Source organism: Corynebacterium haematomassiliense, from assembly GCF_013978595.1.
GTDB lineage: Bacteria > Actinomycetota > Actinomycetes > Mycobacteriales > Mycobacteriaceae > Corynebacterium > Corynebacterium lehmanniae.
Genome location: NZ_JACDTZ010000003.1, coordinates 30,433 through 53,126, shown reverse-complemented (window position 1 = coordinate 53,126; position 22,694 = coordinate 30,433). Strand labels below are relative to the sequence as shown.

Sequence of the window (22,694 nt, the reverse complement as noted above, 5' to 3'; positions counted from 1 at the left end):
AATGTAGCCTCCTGTACGCAACCTGAGAGTAGATTGCGCCGTGGTTACAAAAACCATCCCTCTTACCTCAAGGAAGTCTTATGCGTTTCTCCTCCAAGGCAGTGGCAGCTGTCGTCAGCGTCTCCGCGCTGGCACTGGCGAACCTGCCGGTTTCTCTCGCTCAGTCCGCGGAGCAGGCGTTCAACGGCAAGGACACCTGCATCACCATTGATTCCGAAGGCAACGTCGTCGCGCCGCTGCCGGGCGACTGCACCCAGTTTGGCAAGGGTGGCCAGGGCAACTCCGACGCTCAGGCCCGTAACGTCATCTTCATCCTGGGCGACGGCATGGGCCACCAGGAGATCACCGCGGCGCGCAACTACCTCAAGGGCGCGAACGGCCGCTTCGAGGGCCTCGACGAGCTCACCGCGTCCGGCGCGTACACCACCTTCGCCGTGGGCAAGGACGGCAAGCGCCAGTACGTGACCGACTCCGCCGCGTCCGCGACCGGCTGGTCCACGGGCGGAAAGACCTACAACGGCGCGCTGTCCGTGGACATTACGGGCAAGCCGCACGAGAACCTCTTGGAGATGGCCAAGAACGCCGGCATGCGCACCGGCAACGTCTCCACCGCGGAGATCCAGGATGCGACTCCGGGCGCGATGCACTCGCACATTTCCAAGCGCGGCTACTACGCACCGTCCGGCGAGGCGAAGCCGGTCAAGGGTGCTGAAGCTCGTGAAAACGGCGGTCTCGGCTCCATCTCCGAGCAGATCATCGATACCCGCGCCGACGTCACCCTGGGCGGCGGCCGCAAGTACTTCGACGCTGAGGTGCTTGAGGGCGGCGAGAACCGCAACCCGTTCCTGACCGAAAAGAACGACGGCGGCGCCGACTGGGAGGCCGGCAAGTCGGTCCGTGAGAATGCGATTGCCAAGGGCTACCAGGTTGTCGACGACAAGCAGGGCCTCGAGGGCATCACCGTCGCAAACCAGGACCAGCCGGTGCTCGGTCTGTTCCACGACAAAAACATGACCCGCAAGTTTGAGCAGACCGTGCCGGTGAAGTCCGATGGCACCACCGAGCCCGAGGTCTGCAAGGAAGCGGATCGCGGCGACGAGCCGTCCGCAGCTGAAATGACGAAGAAGGCCATCGAGCTTCTCGACGACCCGTCGGCGGACAAGGGCTTCTTCCTGCAGGTCGAATCCGCATCCATCGACAAGGCGGACCATGCGGCCGACGCCTGCGGAATGATCGGCGAGACCGACCAGATCGACGAGGTGATCAAGGAAGCCTTGGACTTCGCCAAGAAGGACAAGGACACCCTGATCGTGGTCACCGCCGACCACGCGCACCCCGCCGAGATCATTCCGGACGGCCGCCCGTCTGTGTCCGCCGTGACCCGCCTGCAGTCCCCGAAGGACGGCGGTGCGGTCATGTCCGTCGGTTTCGGCACTCAGCCGTGGCTGGATGAGGAGGGCAACCCGGTCTTTGACAAGAAGGCAAACGGCGACCCGTTCGACACCCCGAACTTCTCCATGATGCACACCGGCACCCAGGTACGCATCGCCGGCTACGGCCCGGGCTCCGAGAACGTCAACGGCCAGATCGACCAGACCGACGCGTTCTACGTCATGGCCAACGCGCTCGGCCTCAACGGCGGCACCGACGGCGGCCAGAAGCCGTGGAAGATCAATAAGGACAACAAGGTCGTTTCCTTGGCCAACCGTTCGAAGGCCAAGCCGGGCGACCAGCTGTGCTACCTCGTCGCTGCCGGCGAGACTCCGAAGGTGGGCGACTGCGCCCAGTTTGGCACCGAGGGCCAGGGCATCGACAACGCCAAGGCGAAGAACGTCGTGGTCCTGATCGGCGACGGCACCGGCGACTCCGAGATCACCGCTGCCCGCAACTACCTGAAGGGCTCCGCCGGCCGCTTCGAAGGCCTGGACAACCTGGACTACACCGGGTACCTGACCACTTTCTCCCTGGATAAGGAAACCGGCCTGCCCAACTACGTGGCAGACTCCGCCGCCACCGGCACCGCGTGGAACTCCGGCGTGAAGACGTACAACGGCGCCATCGGTGTGGACAACGCTGGTAAGCCGGTCGCCACCATGGGTGAGCTGGCCAAGGCCCGCGGGATGAAGATCGGCAACGTCTCCACCGCCGAGATCCAGGACGCTACCCCGGCTGCCTTCGCCGCGCACGCGCTCGACCGCTCCTACTACGCACCGTCCGGCGACAAGAAGGTGGCCAAGGGCGAGCAGCTGCGTGAAAACGGCGGCTTGGGCTCCATCTCGGAGCAGATCGTGGACCTGCGCGCCGATGTCACCCTCGGCGGCGGCAGCAAGTACTTCGACGCCGAGGTCGTTCAGGGCGGCAAGTGGAACGCCAGCGGCAACACCTGGACCGCCGGCAAGTCGGTGTTGGACAACGCAAAGGACAACGGCTACCAGGTGGTGACCAACGCCTCCGAGCTTGACGCGATCGCCGAGGCGAACGCCGACAAGCCGGTGCTGGGCCTGTTCTCCGAGGGCAACATGCCGCGCGTGCTCAACCAGTCCATCCCGACGACCGACGGTGGCGACCTGCAGCCGGCGACCTGTGTGGCCAACCCGGAGTTCACCGAGGAGACCCCGCGCCTGGGCGCGATGACCTCCAAGGCGCTCGAGCTGCTGCAGAACGACAACGGCTTCTTGCTCCAGGTCGAGTCCGCGTCGCCGGACAAGGCCGACCACCAGGCGGACGCCTGCGGCCTGATCGGTGAGGTCGGCCAGCTCGACGAGGCCGTCCAGGCCGTGCAGAAGTGGGTGGAGGAAACCGGCGAGGAGACCCTGATCGTCGCCACCGCCGACCACGCTCACACCGCGCAGATCACCTACGACAATGCCAACACCGCCGGCCGCGTCACCCAGCTGACCACCGTCGAAGGCTCCACTATGGCCGTGAACTTCGCCACCTCGAAGACCAACGAGGACGAAGAAGCACTCGGCGGCCAGCAGCACACCGGTGCGCAGCTGCGCGTGGCAGCGTCCGGCCCGGGTGCCGCCAACGTCACCGGCCAGATCGACCAGACCGACCTGTTCTTCCTGGTCAACAACGCCCTCGGCATCGAGAGCATCAACCACGGCCTCACCTTCGAGAACAAGATGAAGCCGGTTGAGACAGCCCCGGCCGAGCAGCCTTCCCAGAACTCCGAGGGCTCCTCGCTCTCCAACGTCGGCCTGATCGCCGTTCTGGCAATCTCCGGCATCGTGGGCCTGCTCTCGTTGCTGGCGCTGCTCTTCCCGTTCCCGGTCGATGAGGTTCTTGGCCCGATCGCGAAGCGTTAAATATTTCTAGCCCGTCACGTCCCGTCCCCGGTTCAGCACCGAGGGCGGGACGTTTCGCGTCTCCGGGCCGTCCTTCTTTGCTCGGTGCCGTCTGCTTGAGGTCTGGTTACGGGGGCGTAGCCAGACCTCAGCGGGAAACCAGACCTCAGCGCGTTTGGCGACCTGGGGCTTTGTGGTGGCCGTCGGCTTGAGGTCTGGTTGCGTGTCTAGGCGGGGCTACATGCGCGGCATGTTCATGCCGGGCACGTGAATGCCCAGCATCGGCAGCGCCGCCGCGATTCCCGCCAAAGCCAGCAGGGCAGCGATCACGCCGCCGACGATCGCGGCAACGTTCGGGGAGTCCTTGCCGTCCTTGTCCTTGTCGGACGAACCCATGTCGCCCGGCTTGTCCTTGTCCATGCCTTCCTTGCCCGGCTTGTCCTTGCCCGGCTTAGTCTTATCCAGGGCGATGGGGCCGGTGGGGTAGTCCATTTCCTTCGCGTCGCCCTTGGCGCAGGAGGTGGCGGCTGAGGCGTTAGCTACGTCGATAAGCTGCTGGTTCATGGAGAGCATGCCGCTGGGGGTGGCGGACCATGCCTCGTAGAGCTCGGTGCCCGCGGTGAACGGGGCCTCGGCCATCGGCGCGGTGGACGGACCGACTGTCCACGCGTCGGTGTCCACGTCCTCGAGGGTGGTGGCGGTGGTCGGCTCGGTCTCGTCGAGGGTCCGCAGCGCCTCGGTGTAGGGCTTGACCAGGTCAGCCGGCAGGATCGTGGAGTAGTCCGGCGCCTCGCCCTTGAGGTCGGACTCGTTGGCGGCCATGACGCCCGGGTAGACCGTCTCCACAGCGGCGACGACATCGCGGGCGCGCTCGTGCTCGCCGATCTGCTTGGACTCGTCGAAGGTGTCCATGATGAACTCCTTCTCCATGTCAGTGAGGGTGACGGCGCAGTTGCCGTCCGCGTCCTTCTCGCCGACGGTGGCGGCGTGGGCCGGGGCGGCGACGGTGCCGAGAGCGATCGCGCAGGCGGCGGCGCTGGTGATGATGCGTTTCATGTAGGCCTCCTTGAGGGGTAGGTGTGTACTCGAAGCGGTACGTGCACCAGCGTGATGGGGGCCATGTTGCGAGAGCGTTAAGGGGCAGGGACCCCGACTCTTCGCGGCTGAATCTGTCAGGCGGATCCCATCGCCCCAGGTCGGAGCAAACGGCTGCCGTGATCTGTCAGGATTCTCGGAGCAAGGGCGCGGCAAATGCGAAAACCCGCCTCGAAAGGCGGGTTGTACGTGGTCGGGATAACAGGATTTGAACCTGCGACCTCTTCGTCCCGAACGAAGCGCGCTACCAAGCTGCGCCATATCCCGGTTGTATCGTTGGGCTCTCGCCCGCGGTACTGGCAACACATTACCCCCGGGCGGCGATTCAACCAAAACGCCAGGTAGTCGTCCGAACTACCTGCGCTCCACCACCCGGATCAGGCTCGCGGACGGCGGGCAGAACAGGCGCACCGGCGCGTACTTGGACTGGCCTAAGCCGTTGGAGACTTCCATCCACATCTTGCCGTACTTGTGCAGCCCGGACGCGCGCTCGCGGTCGATGTCCGCGTTGGTCACAATCGCGCGCTCGCCGGGCAGGCAGATCTGCCCGCCGTGGGTGTGGCCGGCCAGCGCGAGCTGGTAGCCGTCAGCCTCAAATGCGTCCAGCACCCGGCGGTACGGCGCGTGCAGCAGCCCGATAGACAGATCGGCATCCTCGTGAGGCGCCCCGGCGATTTCGGCATACCGGTCCAGCTCGTGGTGCGGGTCGTCCACGCCCGCCAGCGCCAGGCGCACGCCGGAGGCCTTGAATTCCAGGCGGGCGTGGGTGGCGTCTTGCCAGCCGCGCTCCACAAACGCGGCGCGCATGCCCTCCCACGGCAGGTCCTCGTAGGACGGCTCGCGCTTCGCCCCGGTCAGGTACTTCAGCGGATTGACGGGCCGCGGCGCCCAGTAGTCGTTGGTGCCGAACACGAACGCGCCCGGGCGGTTCAACAGCGGGCCCAGCGCGTCCAGCACCCACGGCACCCCGCCGACATCCGACAGGTTGTCGCCGGTGTTGACCACCAGGTCCGGCTCGAGGGCATCCAGGCTGGAGACGAAATCGACCTTCTGCCTCTGCCCCGGGATCATGTGCAGGTCGGACACGTGCAGCACCCTAAACTCGTCGCGACCTTTCAACACCCCCGGCTCGAGCAGGGGCAGGGTGTACTCGCGCAGCTGGAAATTGTTGCGTTGGGTGTACGCCCACGTCAGCGTGGCGGCGCCCGTCGATAAGCAAAGTGCTCCGATTCCCGTCAACTTCTTCACCCGCACCACTGTAATCTCGCAAGCATGAGTGCACTGAAAGACCAGATCCGCGCAGACCTCAAGGAAGCCATGAAGGCGAAGGAAAAGGAGCGCACCGGCACGATCCGCATGCTGCTGGCCGCGATCCAGACCGCCGAGACCGAAGGATCCAAGCACGAGGTGGACGACGCGGAGATTCAGAAGATCATCGCCCGCGAGATCAAGAAGCGCCGCGAGTCCGCGGACATCTACACAACCAACGGCCGCGACGACCTCGCCGAGGCCGAGCTCACCGAGGCCTCGATCCTTGAGGTGTACCAGCCGAAGCAGCTGGATGACGACGAGCTTGCCAAGCTTATCGACGAAGCTATCGCCGAGACCGGCGCCGAGTCCATGGCCCAGATGGGGCAGGTCATGAAGGCCGCCACGGCGAAGGCCGAGGGCCGCGCCGACGGCAAGCGCCTCTCCGAGGCCGTCAAGGCGCGCCTGAGCTAGTTGCCGTTTCCGGCCCCGCCGCCGAAGACGTCGGCGATGGCGTCGCGGGCGTCGTTCAGCGATTGCTCGAGGCCCTCGATGCCCGGCGGGGAAGCGGGGCTTGGTTGCGGCGGCGCGGACGGCGAGGGGGCCGCCGCCGAGCTCGGGGGCGCGGAGGGGCTGGCGCTGGCGGCGCCGGCGCCGTCGGAGACGTTCAGCGTCACCGTGGTGTTCGGGCCGTCCTGGACCGCGGAGACCACCGTGCCGGCCGGCGCGCCGGCGCCGTTGACCGTGTTCAGCGTGACCGCGTAGCCCTGCGCTTCAAGCTGGGACTTCGCGGCGGAGGAGTACTGGCCGACCACCGCGTCCAGCGCCCCGCGCTTCGTTCCACGCATGTGCACCGGGCTCGCAGGCGGCAGCCCGCCCGCCGCCGCGCCCGGCACCCCGGCCGCCGCCTGGAACCAGGTGTCGGCCGCTTCGTTGCCGCCGAACAGCGTGCCGTACTGGCACTGGCGCACCGGCTGGGTGCACAGCGGGGTGGACTGGGTGCCGTCGTTGTAGATGTACGGCGCGGCCGCCATGGTCTGGGTGAAGCCCAAAAACGCGGTGGAGTGGTGGGACTCCGTCGTGCCCGTCTTCGCGGCCGTCGGGGCGGACCAGCCGTTGTTGCGGGCGGAAGCGGACGCGGTGCCGTCGACAATGTCCTTTGACATGCCCTGGGACAGCGCGCCGGCGATGTCCGGTTCGACCGCCTGCTCGCAGGCGGGGCGGTCGATGAAGACCTGCTTGCCGTTTTCGTCCAGCACTTCCTTGATCGGGTTCGGCTCGCACCAACGCCCGCCAGAGGCCAAGGTGGCACCCACGTTGGACAGCTCCAGCGCGTTCACCGCCAGCGGGCCCAAGGTGAAGGCGCCCATGTTCTCTTCCTTCGCGGCCTGTGCGACGGAGCGGCCGTCGCCGAACGAGTTCTCGTCCGCGTACGACCGCAGGCCCAAGCGCACCGCCAGGTCAACCACCGGCGCCACGCCGGTTTTCTGGATCAGCTCCACAAACGTGGTGTTCGGCGACTGCGCCAGCGCGTCCTGCAGCGTCATGCGCGGGGCGTAGGTGCCGGCGTTTTCGACGCAGTACGCGCCCGGCGGGCAGTTGGCCGCGCCGCCGTCGCCCATGCCGTAGAGTACCGAGCGCGCCGGCGTCTCCAGCATCGTGTTCAAGCCGTAGCCCTGCTCCAGCGCCGCGGCGGCGGTGAAGATCTTGAACACCGAACCCGCACCGGCGCCAACCAGGGAGGCCGGCTGCGGCAGGATGGTCTGGCTCTGGTCCAGGTCCAGGCCGTAGAAACGCGAGGACGCCATGGCCAACACGTCGCGGGAATCCGCGCCGGGGCGGACGATGTCCATCACCTCGGCCACACCCGGGGTGTACGGGCTGACGTTGTTGCGCACCGCGTTGTTGGCCGCCTCCTGCACCGCCGGGTCCAGGGTGGTGGTGATGGTGTAGGAGCCGTTGAGGATGGTCTCCGTGTCCAGCCCCTTGTCCTCGAGGTAGCGGAGGGCGTAGTCGCACATGAAGCCCTTGTCGCCGGCGGCGATGCAGCCCTGCGGCAGCGTCTTCGGCTGCTCCAGGAGGCCCAGCGGGGTGCCGGCCAGGCGGTCCGCTTCCGCCTGGTCCAGGTAGCCCTGGGCTGCCATGTTATTCAGAACCACGTTGCGGCGCTGGGTGGCGCCTTCCGGGTTGGTGTAGGGGTTGAGCGCTTCCACGGACTGCAGGATGCCCACCAGTAGCGCCGCTTGCGCCGGGTCGAGCTCGCGGGCGGGGACGTCGAAGTAGGTCAGCGCCGCCGCCTCAATGCCGAAGGCGTGGTTGCCAAAGGAGACGAGGTTGAGGTACCTGGTCAGCACCTCGTCTTTCTCCAGCGTCTTGTCTAGGTCGGAGGCCATGCGCATCTCGCGCAGCTTGCGCGGGATGGACTGTTCGGTGGCGGCGTTGGCCTCGTCCTCGTTCTCCGCGTCGATGAGCCAGAGGTAGTTCTTCACGTACTGCTGGTTGATCGTGGACGCGCCCTGCTCCACCCCGCCGGCGAGCACGTTGGTCACCATCGCGCGGGCGAAGCCCTGCATGTCCACGCCCTCGTGCTGGTAGAAGCGGCGGTCCTCCGTGGCCACCAGGGCGTCCTTGACGTGCTGGGAGATCCCGTCGCTGGCCACCTCGTAGCGGCGCTGTTTGAAGATCCAGGCCATGGGGGTGCCGTTGGCGTCGTTAATTGTGGTGACGCCGGGGACTTCGCCGTGAGTGAGGTCGGAGAGGTTCGACTGCATCGTCTCGTCGGTGCGGGCGACGGCGGCGCCGCCGAGGCCTGCGAGAGGGGCGAGGCACAGGGCAATGGCCAGCGCCGTCGCGACGAGCGCGGCAAGCAGGCTTCCTAGGGATTTCAGTGCGGACACGCCATTACCTTAAATGACTCGGCCCGCGCGCGGGAATATAAAAGACCCCCCAAAAATGTGACCCATTCGACAGAATTCTTTTTTGTGTGATTACATTTACATAGGACCGCAGATATACGGTCGGATGTATAAAACTGCGCCGGGGAGACGGCGCAGGTGAACGAGTAGAGGAGCACGGCTATGACCACGGTTTTGGGTAACACCGCGCAGCGAAACGCACAACGGACCACGTCCCGCAAGTGCGACGCATCCGGACATCTCGTTTTTGACCGAGGGGATTGGGTCACCCACGCGCAGTGCCGCGGCAAGGATCCGGACGCCCTGTTCGTCCGGGGTGCGGAGCAGCGCAAGGCCGCCGCGATCTGCCGCGCGTGCCCGGTGCTCACCGAGTGCCGCGCCGACGCACTGGACAACAAGGTCGAGTTCGGCGTCTGGGGCGGGCTCACGGAGCGTCAGCGCCGCGCGGTGCTGCGCAAGAACCCGCACGTGACGGACTGGGCGGAGTACCTCTCTGCCGGCGGCGAAGTTGTCGGCCTGTAGGTAGTCTTGGGCGCCATGACGAAATGGGAGTACGCAACGGTTCCGTTGCTCACGCACGCCACCAAGCAGATTCTGGACACCTGGGGCGAGGACGGCTGGGAGCTCGTCTCCGTTGTACCGGGCCCGACCCAGGACAACGTTGTCGCTTACATGAAGCGGGAGGTCGAATAGATGTGGACTGATCGTCTCAAGGAGCTCGGTATCGAGCTGCCCGCCGTCGCTGCACCCGTTGCTGCCTACGTGCCCGCCGTCGAGGCCGGAAACCAGGTGTGGACGTCCGGCCAGCTGCCGTTTATCGACGGCAAACTGCCCGCCACCGGCAAAGTCGGCGCGGAGGTCACCGAGGAGGCCGCTTACGGCTACGCTCGCCAGGCCGCGCTCAACGCGATCGCCGCGGTGGATGACTTGGTCGGCATCGACAACGTCGCCCGCGTGCTCAAGATCGTCGGCTTCGTCGCCTCCGACCCGGCGTTTACCGGCCAGCCCGCCGTGATCAACGGCGCCTCCGAGCTCATGCAGGAGGTCTTCGGTGAAGCCGGTGCGCACGCCCGCTCCGCAGTGGGCGTGGCGTCGCTGCCGATGGACACGCCTGTCGAGGTCGAACTCGTCGTCGAGCTGAAGAGCTAGAACTCCAATACACGGCTGTTAAGCGGGTACGCTGGGGCATATGCAACATCCCGCTTACAGCCAACTGCGCCCTGTGACCGCCAACGCCGCGGTGGTCCTGGCGCCGAACCCCAGCTACGCGGCGCTCGAGGGGACCAACTCCTGGGTGATCAGGGGTGAGGGGGATCAGCGAAGCATTGTCGTTGATCCGGGCCCGGAGGATGAGGGCCACCTCAACGTCCTCCGCTCCAAGGCGGGGGAGGTGGCGCTCATTTTGCTCACGCACCGCCACCACGACCACGCTGACGGCGCGGAGCGTTTCCGCCAGCTCACCGGTGCTCCTGTTCGCTCGCTGGATCCGCAGTACAGCTCGGGGGCGGACCCGCTTGTCGACGGCGAAGTGGTCGCCGTCGACGGCATCACCCCACGCCTGAAGGTCGTGGCCACCCCCGGCCACACCAGCGATTCCGTGTGCTTCTTTGTCTACCCGGGAGACCCGGAGACCACCGAGCTGGAGGGCATCATCACCGGCGACACCATCGCTGGCCGCCACACCACCATGATCTCCGAGACCGACGGCGACCTGGGCAAGTACCTGGATTCCCTGGAGCTTCTGGAGGAGCAGGGCAAGGACATCCCGCTGCTGCCGGGCCACGGCCCCGAGGGCGCGGACCTGTCGGCCTACGCCCGCAAGTACATCGACCGCCGCAACCAGCGCCTGGAGCAGATCCGCGAGGCGCTGAAGACCCACGGCGAGAACGCCGACATCAACACCCTGGTCGACGCGATCTACGACGATGTGGACCCGGTGCTGCGCGGCGCCGCCGAGCAGTCCACCCGCGTGGCCCTGCGCTACCTGAAGGCCGCGCCCTAGGGGTTTTGTACGAATCGACAAAACGCGCTTTGTGTCAAGTGGTTGTGAACAGTTTCTGGTTCAGGCGACGGTAAGTGTGGGTGATTGTGGGCGGGTTTTGGTGGTTGTGCGGATGATGGTGACCTCTTTGGGTAGTCCGGTCGGTGTTTTGGGCATTGCGGTGATGAGTCCGGCTTCGAGTGCGGCACGTGCTGCGTTGATGCGGTTGGTTTCGTATTGCTTCCAGGTACCGTCGAGCACGCTTTGCGGGGTGTAGCCGTTGATGCCGCTGTGGGGCCGGTTGTTGTAGTGCCTGGTAAAGCGGGCTACCCATTGGGTGGCGGCGTCGATGTCGGCGAAGGCTTTCGGGTAGTACGCAAATCCCTTCATGGTGTGGAACAGTGACTCCATCTGGGGGTTGTCGTTGCTTGTTGCCGGCCGGCTAAACGATGCGTCAACGTCGTGTTTGGCGAACACTCGCTTTAAGGCGTTGCTTCGCATAGCTGCCCCGTTGTCGGAGTGCACGGTTTGCACTGTGGGGTAGCGCGTCAAGATGTCGTCGAAGAGTTTGGATACACCGCGTGCGTCTTCGCGGTGGGTGACCAACGTGCCGATCACGGCGCGTGAGTACAGGTCGATGATGGTGTGGCAGGCGTAGTTTTCGTTGACGAACGGGCCAGGCAGGAATGTGATGTCCCAGCACAGCACTTGTGCTGGTGCAGTAGCGACGACATGTGGTGGCTGGTTGTTGCCGCGTTTCGACCTGCGTTTGGTGCGAGTGCAGTTACGGTGCTTCAACAGTCTGTTGTGCTTGCGGGCGATGCGGTAGAAGCTGCTCAAACTGGTGACGTAAACGCCGGGGTTATGGGCGTTGTAGAACACATCGTCCACGCTCGATTGCGGGTTGGCGTCCAGCTGGGCGAGGATCTTATCGACGTGTTCCTGTGTGAGCCGGGCGATGTTGCGTTCGTGGTGGGCAATCGGGTTGGCGGTTTTCGGCCGCGGGTTGGATTCGTAGTAGATCCGGCTGCGGCTGACTCCCAGCAACACACACGCCCGGGAAGTGGAGTGGCCTAATCCGACAAGGGCGTCGATGAGTCGTTGTTCTTCTTGTCGACCAGCTTCATAGCGTCGCGTTTCGTCTTCGGATAGGCGTTTTCCTCCGCGTCGTAGTCCACGCCAGGAAGATCGGGCATGGACGCTAAAGCTTTTCCCAACACATCACTGGTTTTGACCCATTTATCCAGTTCTTGTTCTTGCCGGGTGAGTTTGCGGTTGGCTTTGGCGAGTTCTTTTTTCAACCGTTCGTTTTCCCGAATCATCGCCTCAACCTGGCGACGTGACTGCGTGAGGTCATCTGAGGTGCGTTTTCCCACTGTTCCTGCCTTTCGTTTATGCGTGTAATGCGCGATCGACCCGTCTGCGACCATGGTGGCCCACCGCAGCACTGTCCGGTGGCACAGATCATGCCTGGCGATAAACGCCTCCTTTTCACCGTAAGGAAGCGAAAGGTAGCGCTGCACCAGCGACGTCACCGCCGCGGCGTCGAGCACCGCTGGCAGTTCCTCGTCGCCGACCGACGCTGCCTTTTGCTGCGCGCAGGTCAAAAGCCCAAGCTGTTGGCCCCACCGAAAGATCTTGGCTCCATACAGCCCATGGCGATCAAGCCAGATACCTTTCGCCCCATACGGCAACTGGCGATAGATCGTGACCATCTGTCGCTTCTGAGCGGCAGTAAAATCCAACCCCCGCGAATACGGCTGGCACGCTGTAAACACAACCGCGCCAGCCTGCGGCATAACCAGGTCATCCTCGTCGAGGACCTCGCCAGGAGACAGCACCGTCACCGCAAGGGACAACACATCATCAGCGCGAAGCCTCCGCCTGGGCAGGCGACCGCTTCGAACCTGTTGACCACCGACCGAAGCTGCCTCGGACAGCACGTCCGGCTCCGGGATCAACACTGGAACATCGAGCAAAGTCATGAACAAAACCTCCTACGGATCGTTGTTCACAACCAGCCTGACAGAGAGGGACGCCAACGCTCCGGCTTCTCCCACCTGGGGAAATGCCGGAGCGTTGTCGATTTGTGCAAACGGGGGCGCGCTAGCGGGCGCGGCGGGCGAGGTGCTCGGTGTCGACTATGAGCACGCTCTTGCCCTCGAGGCGGATCCAGCCGCGGTGGGCGAAGGTGGCCAGCGCCTTGTTCACCGTCTCGCGGGAGGCGCCGACGAGCTGGGCGATCTCTTCCTGCGTCAGGTCGTGGTTGACGCGCAGGGCGCCGCCTTCGTGGGTGCCGAAGCGGTTGGCCAGCTGCAGCAGCGTCTTGGCCACGCGGCCGGGCACGTCGGTGAAGATGAGGTCCGCAAGCGACGCGTTTGTGCGGCGCAGGCGGCGGGCCAGTACGCGGAGGAGCTGCTGGGAGATCTCCGGGTGGGTGTCGATCCAGGTGCGCAGCATGGTGGAGTCCATGGTGGCGCAGGTGACTTCGGTGACGCACACTGCGGAGGAGGTGCGTGGACCCGGGTCGAAGATGGACAGCTCGCCGAACATGTCCGTCGGGCCCATCACGGACAGCAGGTTCTCGCGGCCGTCCGGGGCGTGGCGGGCGAGCTTAATTTTGCCGTCGACGATGATGTAGAGGCGGTCGCCGGGTTCGCCTTCGTCGAAGATGGTGGTGCCTTTGGGGAAGGTCACCGTGTCCATCTCGTTGATTAGCGCGGCTACTGCTTCCGGGTCCACGCCCTGGAAAATGCCGGCGCGGGCGAGTGTGTCCTGTACGCCTTCCATGAATCCTCCTCGGTTGGGACGGCCAGGGGGCAGTGGTTGCAGTCACTTTCGCGTAACTTTTTGGCAGCCGTCACAGTGCGTTTTGCACTTTACCACCCATGCGCGGTCTTGGTCAGGTGGTTGGCCAAGTTGGTGTTAATCCACCACGCGCGCCTCGAGCCGCTCCATCGCCAGCGGGAACGCTCCGAGCACTACCGGGATCAGCAGCACGAGAATCACATTCATAGGTGTCATTTTACGCCACGCATAACTAGCATGTCGGTCATGTCCTCCACCACGCCGAAAAAACACCGCCGCCCCGGATCCCATCCGGCGGCGAAGGGGGCGGAGACGGACATCGGCCGCACGAGGAGGGCCCGCCGGATCAACCGCACGCTGGCGGAGACGTTCCCGGACGCGCACGCTGAGCTGGACTTTTCCAACCCGCTGGAGCTGCTAGTGGCGACGGTGCTTTCGGCGCAGACCACGGACGTGCGCGTCAACATGGTCACCCCGGCGTTGTTTGCCAAGTACCCCACCGCCCACGCGTACGCGGAAGCCGATCAAACCGAGGTGGAGGAGCTTATCCGTTCCACCGGTTTCTACCGCTCGAAGGCGAAAAACCTCATCGGTTTAGGCCAGAAGCTGGTGGCGGATTTCGGCGGGGAAGTGCCCACCAAACTCGAGGATCTGGTGACGCTTCCGGGCGTGGGCCGCAAGACGGCGCACGTGGTGCGCGGCAACGCGTTCGGCATGCCGGGGCTGACGGTGGACACGCACTTTCAGCGGCTGGTCAAGCGCCTCATGCTCACCGAGGAAACGGATCCGGTGAAGATCGAGCACGCCATCGCCGGGCTCATCGAGCGCCGCGAGTGGACCATGTTCTCCCACCGCATCATCTTCCACGGCCGCCGTATCTGCCACGCCCGCAAACCGGCGTGCGGCGTGTGCCCGATCGCGTTCGACTGCCCGAGCTTCGGCGCCGGCCCCACCGATCCGGAGGCGGCCTCGGACCTGGTCACGGGCCCGGAGCGCGACCACATCCTGGGGCTTGCATGAAGCGCGCGATCTGGGTGAGTGTTGTGGTCATCGTCGCGGTGACCCTGCTCGTGGTGGCGGGCGCGCGCAGTTTGCTTGTCGACGATCAACCAACGGGGGACCCTGTGGCCGTCGAGAAGCAGGTGCCTCAACGGCCGGACTGCCCGGCTGGGCTGGACCTGCCGTGCCTGGGTGGGGACGTGGCCGGCGAGGCCAAGGAGATCACCGTGGTCAACGTGTGGGCCTGGTGGTGCCAGCCGTGCCGCGCGGAGCTGCCGGCAGTGGAGGAGTTCGCGCGCACGCACCCGGAATACACCGTGGTGGGCGTGCACGCGGACCAAAACGCGGGCAACGGCGCGGCGCTGCTGGAGGATCTTGGGGTGGGCCTGCCCAGCTATCAGGACGACTCGGGCGCCTTCGCCGCGGAGCAGGGCCTGCCGCCGGTTGTGCCGGTGACGGTGGTGCTGCGCGGCGGCGAGCAGGTGGCGGTGTTTGCCAAGGAGTTCACCTCGGCTGAGGAGCTCGCCGCGGCTGTTCAGGGGGCGCTGTAGATGGACGCGCCGCTGCGCCCGGACCGCGCGCCGCGGTGGCTGAAACCCCTGCTAGAGGCCATCGAAGACGGCGGTGCGGGAATCCCGCGCCGGCTGCTGTCGCCGCGCGTGCTGCAACAAGACGGCGCGGACCAGGCCGCCGTGTTGATCCTGTTCGCCGGCGACCCGCGCGCGACCGAGCTGCCGGAGGACGCGCGGGTGCTGATCACCCACCGCACCCCGCGCATGCGCAGCCACTCCGGTCAGATGGCGTTTCCCGGCGGCCACATCGACCCCAGCGACGGCGGGCCCGTGGATGCCGCGCTGCGCGAAGCGTGGGAGGAAACCGGCCTGGACCCGGACCGTGTGATCCCGCTTGCCCTGCTGGACGCTGCCACCACCGGCGGAAGCAACCGGCGCGTGCGCCCCGTGGTGGCGTTCACCCCGGAGCCCGGCGAGGTGTACCCGGCCAGCGAGGAGGAGACGGACGCGGTGTTTTTCGTGCCGGTGCGCGAGCTGGTGGATCCGCGAAACCGGGCGATGCTGGGCATCAAGGAATGGTCGGGGCCCGCGTTTTGGGCGGGGGAGTTTCTGGTGTGGGGCTTTACCGGGGTGCTGCTCGCCGTGGTGCTGAAGCTGGGCGGCTGGGTGCGGCCCTGGGACGAAAAGCCCGGCGACTTGCGGGCTGCGCTGGCGCGTTCTGCCAACCGTGAGCGGTAACATCACCGGAATGCACCTGGTTATCGACGTCCTGCTCGCGCTCGCCGTCGTCGCCGCCTTCATTAGCGGCTGGCGCCAGGGGGCGCTCTCGGCGGTGCTGTCCGCCGTCGGCGTGGTGGCGGGCCTGGTCATCGGGCTTGCGTTGGCGCCGTTCGCGCTGGACCTGGCGGAATCGCAGACGGTGCGCATCGTGCTGCTCATCGCCCTGGTCGTGCTGTTTGTGGGGCTGGGCAACCTGGTCGGCGTCACCGTCGGCGGGAACCTGCGCGGGCGCGTGCGCTCCCGGGGCCGCCGCGTGCTGGATTCCGTGCTCGGCGCGACGTTCCAGTCGGTGGCGGTGGCCGCGGTGCTGTGGTTCATCTCCATCCCGCTGGCGGCCTCGGTGCCGGGCGAGATCGGCGACGGCATCCGCTCCTCCCGCGTCTTCGGCGCCATCGACGCCGCCGCCCCCGAGGCGGCCTCCAAACTGCCGGTGAGGTTCGCCGCGCTTCTCGACGAATCCGGGCTGCCGCCGTTGGTTTCCCCCTTCTCGCCGGGCGGGGCGCAGGTAGCGGCGCCGGATGGGTCGGCGGTGGAGCCGGAGGTCGTAGAGAAGCTGCGCCCCAGCGTGGTGCACGTGATGGGCGACGCGGAAACCTGCCGGCGGCGCCTCATGGGCACCGGCTTTGTCATCGAGGACGGCTACGTGCTCACCAACGCGCACGTGGTGGCCGGCACCGAGCGGGTGGCCCTGGACACCGTGGTGGGGGTCAAACCCGCGCAGGTGGTGCTGTTCGACCCGGACACCGACATCGCGGTGCTGCGCGCCGATGAACTGGGGCTGCCGGAGCTGCGCTGGGCCGAAGACGAGCTGGCGGTCAGCGACAGCGCCGTGGTGATGGGCTACCCCAAGTCCGGCCCGTTCGAGGCGGCGCCGGTGCGCATCCGCGGCAAGCTGGAAATCGCGGGCCCGGACATCTACACCACCGGGCGCGTGGAGCGCGAGGCGTACACCATCCGCGGCAACATCCGCCAGGGCAACTCCGGCGGGCCGCTGCTCACCCCGGGAGGCGAAGTCGCGGGAATGATCTTCGGGGCGTCCCTGGACACCTCAGAAACGGGATACGCGCTGACTGCACACCAGGTGCAGCAGCGCGTAGGGGATGTGCGGAGCTTAACGCGCCCCGCGGATACGCAAGCGTGCGTTAGCGGTTAACGGCGGTGGAGCCGCCGGTGCGCGGCAGCGAGGAGCCCGTGCCGGAGGAGGTGTAGAGGCCAGCCTCGTCCTTGGCCAGGTTCTTCTGCGCCTGGCCCGGCTTGAGGTTCTTCAGCTCGTTGACGGACTCGATGGTCTTCTCCGGCGCCTTGATCTTCTTGATCTTCTTGAAGCCGATGAAGGCGAGCAGGCCAGCCAGCGCCAGCATGACCAGGAAGACAATCAGGAACGCCCAGCCGCGGTGCATCCAGGACGCGAGCATCTCCGCGATGGCGAAGAAGAGGAAGAAGGAGGAGTACAGCGCGATCACGCCGGCCACGGCGAACAGGCCGCCGCCCATGGCGCCCTTCTTCACCTCGCCGACGACCTCGGCCTTGGCCAGCTCGATCTCGCCGCGGACCAGGGTGGAGACCTGCTGGGACGCGTTGGAGATCAGGGTGCCGATGGAGTCGTTGCCCGGCTGGGTGGCGTAGGTGTCGCGCAGCGGGATGGAGTCCACCTTGGCGTTCACGGCGGTGGAGCCGCTGGTGTAGAGGCCTTCGTTGCTCACTTGTAGTTCACCTTCCTGGGTGGCTTTTATACGGCACCCGGGAAGGTGCCTGGAAATTCTTCACACGATGTTAGCGATGTATGGAGGTATTTGCCCGAATCGGGGTAGAAAAGTCACGCGGTTTTACGCCGAGCGCTTGTCGTCCTTGCCGCCGCCCATGGCGCGGGCGATGAGGACACCGGCGACTGCCAGGGCGGTCACGCCAGCGATCACGCCCGCGCCGATGCCCACTTCGCGCGCGTTCGGCATCTGGAACAGCGGCTCCGGGTTTTTGAAGGTGCGGGCCTGCCAGCCGTTGGCCAGCGCGTGTTTCTTCAGCGCCCGGTCCGGGTTCACGGCAACCGGGTTGCCCACCAGTTCCAGCATGGGGATGTCGGTGGCGGAGTCGGAGTAGGCGTAGCTGTGGTCCAGGTCGAAGTCGTGCTCGGCGGCGAACTGTCGCACCGCCTCGGCCTTCGCGTCGCCTTTGAGGTAGCGGGTGATTTCGCCGGTGAGCTTGCCGTTTTCCTCGGCCATTTCGGTGGCGACCACGGTGTCCACTCCGAGTTCGTCGGCGATCGGCTCCACCAGGATCGCAGCCGAGGCCGAGATGATGATGACGTGGTGGCCGGCGTTCCTGTGGTCGTCGATAAGCTGGCGCGCTTCGGCGTAAATAGCGGGGGCGACCACCTCGCGCAGGGTGTCGCGGGTGATGCGCTGGATGGTTGCGACGTCCCAGCCGGCGACCATCTGCGCGAGCGCGTCGCGGGTGGAGTCCATCTTCTGGCTGGACTGGCCCACCAGCATGTACTGGGCTTTGGTGAGGTAGAGCTCCCAGGCTTCCTGTCGGGTGATCATCCCGTTGTTCAGGAATTCTTTGCCGAAGGCGAACGCGGATGACGTCGCAATGATCGTCTTATCCAGGTCGAAGAAGGCCGCCACCGGCTTGTTAGCAGACATACTCCTGCAGTGTAGACCCCAAACCCTACGGATGCGTAGCTAAGGCCTGTGAAACCAGTGTGACGCGTGGGGCGACTTATCCACAGCGGAATTGTTGAAGCGTCCGCAATAGGGGTGGGTTATCCACAGAAAAAATTTCGCCCATTGTTTCCGGGTTGCCACGGTTGCACGCTACCGCCATGACACACGCAAACACAGGCCCCATCGTCGTCGCGGTCGCGGACCCGGCGCTGCACTCCGAAGCCATCCACATCGCCGCCGCCACAGGTCGCAAGGTCATCGACGCCGCCGACGACACCCAGCTCGCCCGCCACGCTCCCAAGGCGCATGCCTTGCTTATCGACGACCTCCGGGCCCCCTCCTTAAGCACCCAAACACGGGGACCGAACGTGTTCACCGTGGTCGCGGACACCGCCCCGGCCGCGACGCGCGAGGACGTCTTCGCCCTGCCCGCCCAGGCCGCGGACGTGCTGCGCAGCATCGGCGCGCTCGCGCTGGCCCCGGCTGTGTCGGCGGCGAGTGGGAAGGTCGTCGCCGTGCTCGGCGCGTGCGGCGGGGCGGGCGCGTCGGTGCTCGCCGCGGCGCTGTGCCGGGCGGCGGGCAACGCCACGCTGGTGGACGCCCACCAGCTCTCCGGCGGCCTGGACCTGTTGCTGGGGCTAGAGAGCACGCCCGGCGCGCGCTGGGGCGAGATCGACTTCGCCGCCGGCGGGGCGGTCTCGCGCGCGGGGTTGCGCGGGGCGCTGCCCGCCGGCGAGGACGGCACCGCGCTGCTGACGTTTCCGCGAACAACCGTGGCGGACCCGTTCCGGCTGACATTGGATGAGCTCAACGCCGTGGTGCACGCCGCCGGCACGGAGGGGCTGACGGTGGTGGACGCCCCGCTTGCGTTGCTGCCGGACCGCTGCGACCTCGCCGTGGTCATGCTGCGGCCCGAGCTGCGCGCGGCCGCTGCCGCCGCCCGGATCGTCGCCGAGTGCAACGCCGCCGGGGTGGCCAGCGCGCTGGCGCTGCGGCAAAGCGAGTGGGCGTCGCTGGAGCCCGCGCAGGTGGAGGACACCGCGAAAGCGCCCGTGATCGTGCAGGTGCAGCAGGTCCGGGGGCTGACCAAGCAGCTGGACCAGGCCGGCCTGCCGGCGAAGCTGCCGCGCACACTGAACCGCGCCGCCGAGGCTGTGCTGGGGGAGGTGGCCTAAATGGACGACGTGCTCGCCCGCGTGAAGCGCCGCCTGGCCGACGAGCCAGCCCAGCCCGACCCGGCGCGCGTCGCCGCGATCATCCGCGAGGAAGCGGTGGTGATCAGCGACATCGGGGTGCTAGACATCATGCGCAAGCTTCGCGACGACACCACGGGCGCCGGGCCGTTGGAGGCAATCCTGGCGGACCCGGCCGTGACCGACATCTGCGTCAACGCCCCGGACGAGGTGTACGTGGACACCGGCCAGGGGTTGGAGCGCTCGGAGCTGACGTTCGATTCGGAAGCTTCCGTGAGGCGGCTCGCCACCCGCCTGGCCGTCAGCTGCGGGCGCAGGTTGGACGACGCGCAGCCGTTCTGCGACGGACACGTCACCCGCGACGACGGCACCCTACTGCGCTTCCACGCCGTACTCGCCCCGACCGCCCAGGCAGGCACCTGCATCTCCCTGCGCGTGCTGCGCACCGCCTCGGCCACGCTCGACGATCTTGTGGCGCGCGGCGCGCTTGACGAGGAGAGGGCGGCGCTGGTGCGGGGGATCGTCGCCAAGCGAAAGGCGTTTGTGGTCGTCGGAGGCACCGGCTCCGGCAAGACCACGTTGCTGTCCGCGCTGCTCGCGGAGGTGGACCCGGCCGAGCGCATCGTGGCCATCGAGGACACCCTCGAGCTGACCCCGGACCACCCGCACGTGGTGAACCTGACCAGCCGCGGCGCCAACGCCGAGGGTGCCGGCGCGATCACCATCGCGGACCTGGTGCGCCAATCGCTGCGCATGCGCCCGGACCGCATCGTCGTCGGCGAGATCCGCGGCGGGGAAGTGGTCGACCTGCTCGCCGCGCTCAACACCGGCCACGACGGCGGGGCTGGCACCCTGCACGCCAACTCCATCGAGGAGGTGCCCGCCCGCTTCGAGGCGCTCGCGGCACTCGGCGGGATGGACCGCGCCGGGCTGCATGCCCAGCTCGCCGCCGCCATCGACGTGGTGCTGGTGGTCAAACGCCGCACCGACGGCACCCGCTACCTGCAGCAGATCGGCGTGCTCGAGGGCGAGCCGGTGCGCGCGAAGGTGGTTTGGGACGCCGAGCGCGGCGAGCTGGACGGCTACGAGGAGCTCGCCCGATGATCACCGTGATGCTGCTTGCCTGCGCTGTCGCCGTCGCCGTGCCATCGCCCGCGTACCGGGTGGTCGAGCGCACCCTAAGCCCCGCGCCCAGGCTTATCCCGGCCACCGTGGCGGTTGCGGGCATCGGCGCGGTGGTGTTCGGCCGCGTCAGCCTCGTGGTCGCCGCGGCCATGGCCGGCGCGACGCTGGTGCACGTGCTGCGCGCCCGCCGCGACGACAGGGCCGCCCGGCGGCGCAGCGCGGCGGCCGCGACGTACCTCGGGGCAGTGTCCACCAACCTGCAGGCAGGCGCCGCCATGCCGGACGCGCTGGCGCGTGCCGCCGAGCAGGCGCCAGCCCCGCTGCACACGGAAGCCGCCCGCCTGACGCAGCTCGCCCGCTCCGGCGCGCCGCTGGAGACACACGTGCCGGAGCTTGAACGCCTCGGCACGCTCTGGGCGCTGTCGGCCTCGCGCGGGGTGCCGCTGGCGAAGCTGGTCGCCGCACTCCGCGACGACATCGACCACACCAACCGACACCGCGACGCCACCCGCGCCGCCCTGGCCGGCCCGCAAACCACCGCCGCAGTCCTCGCACTGCTGCCTGTTGCCGGGGTGCTCATGAGCACCGCGATGGGCGCGAACCCGCTGGCGTTTCTCACCGGCGGCGGGCTCGGCGGGGCGCTGTTGGTGGTGGGCACCGCGCTGGTGTGCGCAGGCGTGGCAGTCTCGCGCCGCATCATCGAGGGGGCCAGCGCATGATCGGCCTTGTTCCAGCACTCCTCGTCGCCGCGGCACTGTGCGTCGCCCCGGCTGGCCCCGGCGGCCGCGTCACCGCAGCCACCCCGAAGGCGCCCCGCGACGGTCCCGAAAGGGCCGACCCGGAGCGCTGCGCCAGCGACATCGAACTGTTCGCTGCATGCGTCTCAGCGGGCCTGCCCGCCGCCACCGCGGCGGCTGCGGTCGCTGACACCCACGGGACACGCAGCCCGTGGCACACCGTGGCCTCGCTGACGGCGCTGGGGGTCGAACCCCAGCGCGCCTGGGCCGAGATCCGCCACCTGCCAGGCGGCGAAGATCTCGCCGGGCTTGTTGTCCTATCCGCCACCTCCGGAACCTCGCTGGCCGCAGGCTGCGGGCGCATCGCCGCCCAGCTGCGCGCAGGCGCGGGGGACCGGGCCAAAGCCAAAGCGGAACGCGCTGGCGTGCTTATCGCCATCCCGCTCACCGCGTTTTTCCTGCCGGCGTTTTTCGTCCTCGGGCTCGCGCCCGCGGTGATCAGCCTCGGCACCTCACTGATCAACTAGAAGGAGTTTTCCCATGCGTCACCTCAATTCCGCACTCACCACTGCCTACCTGTACGCTGCCTCCAGGGCCCAGAAAATGCGCTCTGACCAAGGGATGTCAACTATCGAATACGCCTTTGGCAGCCTCGCGGCCGCGGCCCTTGCCGGCGTGCTCTACCTCGTGGTCAACGGCGACGCCGTCACCAACGCCATCGAAAGCGTCATCACCGACGCGCTGAGCAACACGCCGGGCTGATGAGCACCATCGAAACCGCGCTGTCGCTGTCGGCCCTCGTGGTGGTCACAGCCGCGATCGTGGGCGGGATCGCCACCGTTGCCGCCTACATCACGGCCGTGGACATCGCAGGTGCCGCCGCCCGCGCCCACGCGCTGGGGGTGGACTACGCCGCGCCCCGCGGCGACGTTGCCGTCACCGAAAACGCGGGCCTGGCCACCGCGGCCGCCTCGGTCCCGGCGCCGATCGGCACCATGCGCGCCACGGCCGTGTTCCCGGTGGAGTTCTGATGCGTCTGCTTTCCGACGAAGGCTCCGCCACCATCACCGCCACCGGCATCATCACGTCAGTAGTTTCGCTGGCACTGGCGGTGGTGGCGCTCGGGGTGCACACCTCCGACACGCACCGGGCCCGGGTCGCGGCGGACCTAGCCGCCGTGGCGGGTGCGACCGCGATGTACCGGGGCGGTGACGCCTGTGCCACGGCCGGCCGCACCGCGGAGCTCAACGGCGCGCGCGTGGTGTCCTGCGAGGTCACCGCAGGCGACGTCGTGGTGGCAGCCACCCGCCGCCGGGCGGAGGCCGCCGCCCGTGCCGGGCCGTAACGT

The 22,694-nt window shown here is 67.2% G+C and carries 25 protein-coding genes and 1 tRNA gene; 17 read left to right on the top strand and 9 right to left on the bottom strand.

What is annotated here, in order from left to right:
* The first annotated feature begins 80 nt into the window (after nt 1-80).
* Entirely contained in the window at nt 81-3,311 is a 3,231-nt protein-coding gene (locus H0193_RS11895) for an alkaline phosphatase (RefSeq protein WP_181890120.1), read from the top strand.
* 216 nt (nt 3,312-3,527) lie between these two features.
* Here the strand turns inward: H0193_RS11895 and H0193_RS11890 are convergent, their stop codons facing one another.
* The 3 genes from H0193_RS11890 to H0193_RS11880 all read right to left on the bottom strand — a co-directional run bounded on the left by H0193_RS11890 (nt 3,528) and on the right by H0193_RS11880 (nt 5,678).
* Complete coding sequence (locus H0193_RS11890; protein ID WP_181890119.1) at nt 3,528-4,346, bottom strand: hypothetical protein; 819 nt, start codon at nt 4,344-4,346, stop codon at nt 3,528-3,530.
* Between the two features lie 229 nt (nt 4,347-4,575).
* Nucleotides 4,576-4,652 (bottom strand) — tRNA-Pro (locus H0193_RS11885).
* 87 nt (nt 4,653-4,739) lie between these two features.
* Entirely contained in the window at nt 4,740-5,678 is a 939-nt protein-coding gene (locus H0193_RS11880) for a metallophosphoesterase (protein ID WP_392399145.1), read from the bottom strand.
* Here H0193_RS11880 and H0193_RS11875 point away from each other — a divergent pair.
* The gene (locus H0193_RS11875) at nt 5,658-6,107 is read left to right on the top strand and encodes a GatB/YqeY domain-containing protein (protein ID WP_181890118.1); all 450 of its coding nucleotides are present in this window, start codon (nt 5,658-5,660) and stop codon (nt 6,105-6,107) included. The two genes, H0193_RS11880 and H0193_RS11875, sit on opposite strands and share 21 nt — an antisense overlap.
* Here H0193_RS11875 and H0193_RS11870 read toward each other — a convergent pair.
* Complete coding sequence (locus tag H0193_RS11870) at nt 6,104-8,530, bottom strand: transglycosylase domain-containing protein (RefSeq protein WP_181890117.1); 2,427 nt, start codon at nt 8,528-8,530, stop codon at nt 6,104-6,106. The genes H0193_RS11875 and H0193_RS11870 overlap by 4 nt on opposite strands.
* A 180-nt stretch (nt 8,531-8,710) precedes the next feature.
* On the opposite strand from H0193_RS11870, the gene H0193_RS11865 reads away from it, so the two are divergent.
* Genes H0193_RS11865 through H0193_RS11850 form a run of 4 tightly spaced genes read left to right on the top strand, consistent with a single transcriptional unit; the run spans nt 8,711 to nt 10,550 of the window.
* Nucleotides 8,711-9,070 (top strand): WhiB family transcriptional regulator, encoded by a 360-nt coding sequence (locus tag H0193_RS11865; RefSeq protein WP_181890116.1) that lies wholly within the window; start codon nt 8,711-8,713, stop codon nt 9,068-9,070.
* Nucleotides 9,071-9,085: 15 nt separating this feature from the next.
* Complete coding sequence (locus H0193_RS11860) at nt 9,086-9,241, top strand: Sp36 family protein (RefSeq protein WP_076590059.1); 156 nt, start codon at nt 9,086-9,088, stop codon at nt 9,239-9,241.
* On the top strand, nt 9,242-9,697 hold the full coding sequence (locus H0193_RS11855) for a RidA family protein (RefSeq protein ID WP_181890115.1): 456 nt from the start codon (nt 9,242-9,244) through the stop codon (nt 9,695-9,697).
* 40 nt (nt 9,698-9,737) lie between these two features.
* A complete protein-coding gene (locus H0193_RS11850; RefSeq protein WP_181890114.1) occupies nt 9,738-10,550 on the top strand; it encodes an MBL fold metallo-hydrolase in 813 nt (270 codons plus the stop codon).
* Between the two features lie 60 nt (nt 10,551-10,610).
* Here H0193_RS11850 and H0193_RS11845 read toward each other — a convergent pair whose 3' ends face one another.
* The 3 genes from H0193_RS11845 to glxR form a co-directional block, all read right to left on the bottom strand.
* Nucleotides 10,611-11,624: a DDE-type integrase/transposase/recombinase gene (locus H0193_RS11845; protein WP_181890138.1), complete on the bottom strand. Its 1,014-nt coding sequence runs from the start codon at nt 11,622-11,624 to the stop codon at nt 10,611-10,613.
* A complete protein-coding gene (locus tag H0193_RS11840; RefSeq protein ID WP_181890113.1) occupies nt 11,603-12,514 on the bottom strand; it encodes a hypothetical protein in 912 nt (303 codons plus the stop codon). Before H0193_RS11840 ends, H0193_RS11845 begins: the two co-directional genes overlap by 22 nt.
* Nucleotides 12,515-12,635: 121 nt before the next feature.
* On the bottom strand, nt 12,636-13,319 hold the full coding sequence (gene glxR, locus H0193_RS11835; RefSeq protein WP_181890112.1) for a CRP-like cAMP-activated global transcriptional regulator GlxR: 684 nt from the start codon (nt 13,317-13,319) through the stop codon (nt 12,636-12,638).
* A gap of 264 nt (nt 13,320-13,583) precedes the next feature.
* Between glxR and nth the strand changes: the two genes are divergently transcribed.
* From nth to H0193_RS11815, 4 genes are read left to right on the top strand one after another with little or no spacing between them, the layout of a single operon-like run.
* Entirely contained in the window at nt 13,584-14,357 is a 774-nt protein-coding gene (gene nth, locus H0193_RS11830) for an endonuclease III (RefSeq protein WP_181890111.1), read from the top strand.
* Nucleotides 14,354-14,887: a TlpA family protein disulfide reductase gene (locus H0193_RS11825; protein ID WP_181890110.1), complete on the top strand. Its 534-nt coding sequence runs from the start codon at nt 14,354-14,356 to the stop codon at nt 14,885-14,887. The genes nth and H0193_RS11825 overlap by 4 nt, the downstream gene beginning before the upstream one ends.
* On the top strand, nt 14,888-15,586 hold the full coding sequence (locus tag H0193_RS11820) for an NUDIX hydrolase (protein WP_181890109.1): 699 nt from the start codon (nt 14,888-14,890) through the stop codon (nt 15,584-15,586).
* Between the two features lie 10 nt (nt 15,587-15,596).
* Complete coding sequence (locus H0193_RS11815) at nt 15,597-16,781, top strand: MarP family serine protease (protein ID WP_181890108.1); 1,185 nt, start codon at nt 15,597-15,599, stop codon at nt 16,779-16,781.
* Here the strand turns inward: H0193_RS11815 and H0193_RS11810 are convergent.
* Both H0193_RS11810 and H0193_RS11805 read right to left on the bottom strand, forming a co-directional pair.
* On the bottom strand, nt 16,771-17,331 hold the full coding sequence (locus H0193_RS11810) for a phage holin family protein (protein WP_181890107.1): 561 nt from the start codon (nt 17,329-17,331) through the stop codon (nt 16,771-16,773). The genes H0193_RS11815 and H0193_RS11810 overlap by 11 nt on opposite strands.
* A gap of 123 nt (nt 17,332-17,454) precedes the next feature.
* Nucleotides 17,455-18,270: an HAD family hydrolase gene (locus H0193_RS11805; RefSeq protein WP_181890106.1), complete on the bottom strand. Its 816-nt coding sequence runs from the start codon at nt 18,268-18,270 to the stop codon at nt 17,455-17,457.
* Nucleotides 18,271-18,449: 179 nt separating this feature from the next.
* On the opposite strand from H0193_RS11805, the gene H0193_RS11800 reads away from it, so the two are divergent.
* The 7 genes from H0193_RS11800 to H0193_RS11770 all read left to right on the top strand — a co-directional run bounded on the left by H0193_RS11800 (nt 18,450) and on the right by H0193_RS11770 (nt 22,691).
* On the top strand, nt 18,450-19,466 hold the full coding sequence (locus H0193_RS11800) for a CpaE-like family protein (RefSeq protein ID WP_181890105.1): 1,017 nt from the start codon (nt 18,450-18,452) through the stop codon (nt 19,464-19,466).
* Nucleotides 19,467-20,588 (top strand): TadA family conjugal transfer-associated ATPase, encoded by a 1,122-nt coding sequence (locus H0193_RS11795; RefSeq protein WP_181890104.1) that lies wholly within the window; start codon nt 19,467-19,469, stop codon nt 20,586-20,588.
* Entirely contained in the window at nt 20,585-21,328 is a 744-nt protein-coding gene (locus H0193_RS11790; protein ID WP_181890103.1) for a type II secretion system F family protein, read from the top strand. Before H0193_RS11795 ends, H0193_RS11790 begins: the two co-directional genes overlap by 4 nt.
* Nucleotides 21,325-21,873 carry a type II secretion system F family protein gene (locus tag H0193_RS11785; protein WP_181890102.1) on the top strand — a complete coding sequence of 183 codons (549 nt, stop codon included), beginning with the start codon at nt 21,325-21,327 and terminating at the stop codon, nt 21,871-21,873. Before H0193_RS11790 ends, H0193_RS11785 begins: the two co-directional genes overlap by 4 nt.
* Before the next feature lie 76 nt (nt 21,874-21,949).
* Nucleotides 21,950-22,108, top strand: coding sequence for a DUF4244 domain-containing protein (locus tag H0193_RS11780; protein ID WP_228496346.1), 159 nt, complete (start codon nt 21,950-21,952; stop codon nt 22,106-22,108).
* Complete coding sequence (locus H0193_RS11775) at nt 22,108-22,377, top strand: hypothetical protein (protein WP_181890100.1); 270 nt, start codon at nt 22,108-22,110, stop codon at nt 22,375-22,377. Before H0193_RS11780 ends, H0193_RS11775 begins: the two co-directional genes overlap by 1 nt.
* Nucleotides 22,377-22,691 (top strand): Rv3654c family TadE-like protein, encoded by a 315-nt coding sequence (locus H0193_RS11770; RefSeq protein WP_181890099.1) that lies wholly within the window; start codon nt 22,377-22,379, stop codon nt 22,689-22,691. The genes H0193_RS11775 and H0193_RS11770 overlap by 1 nt, the downstream gene beginning before the upstream one ends.
* Nucleotides 22,692-22,694 lie beyond the last annotated feature (3 nt).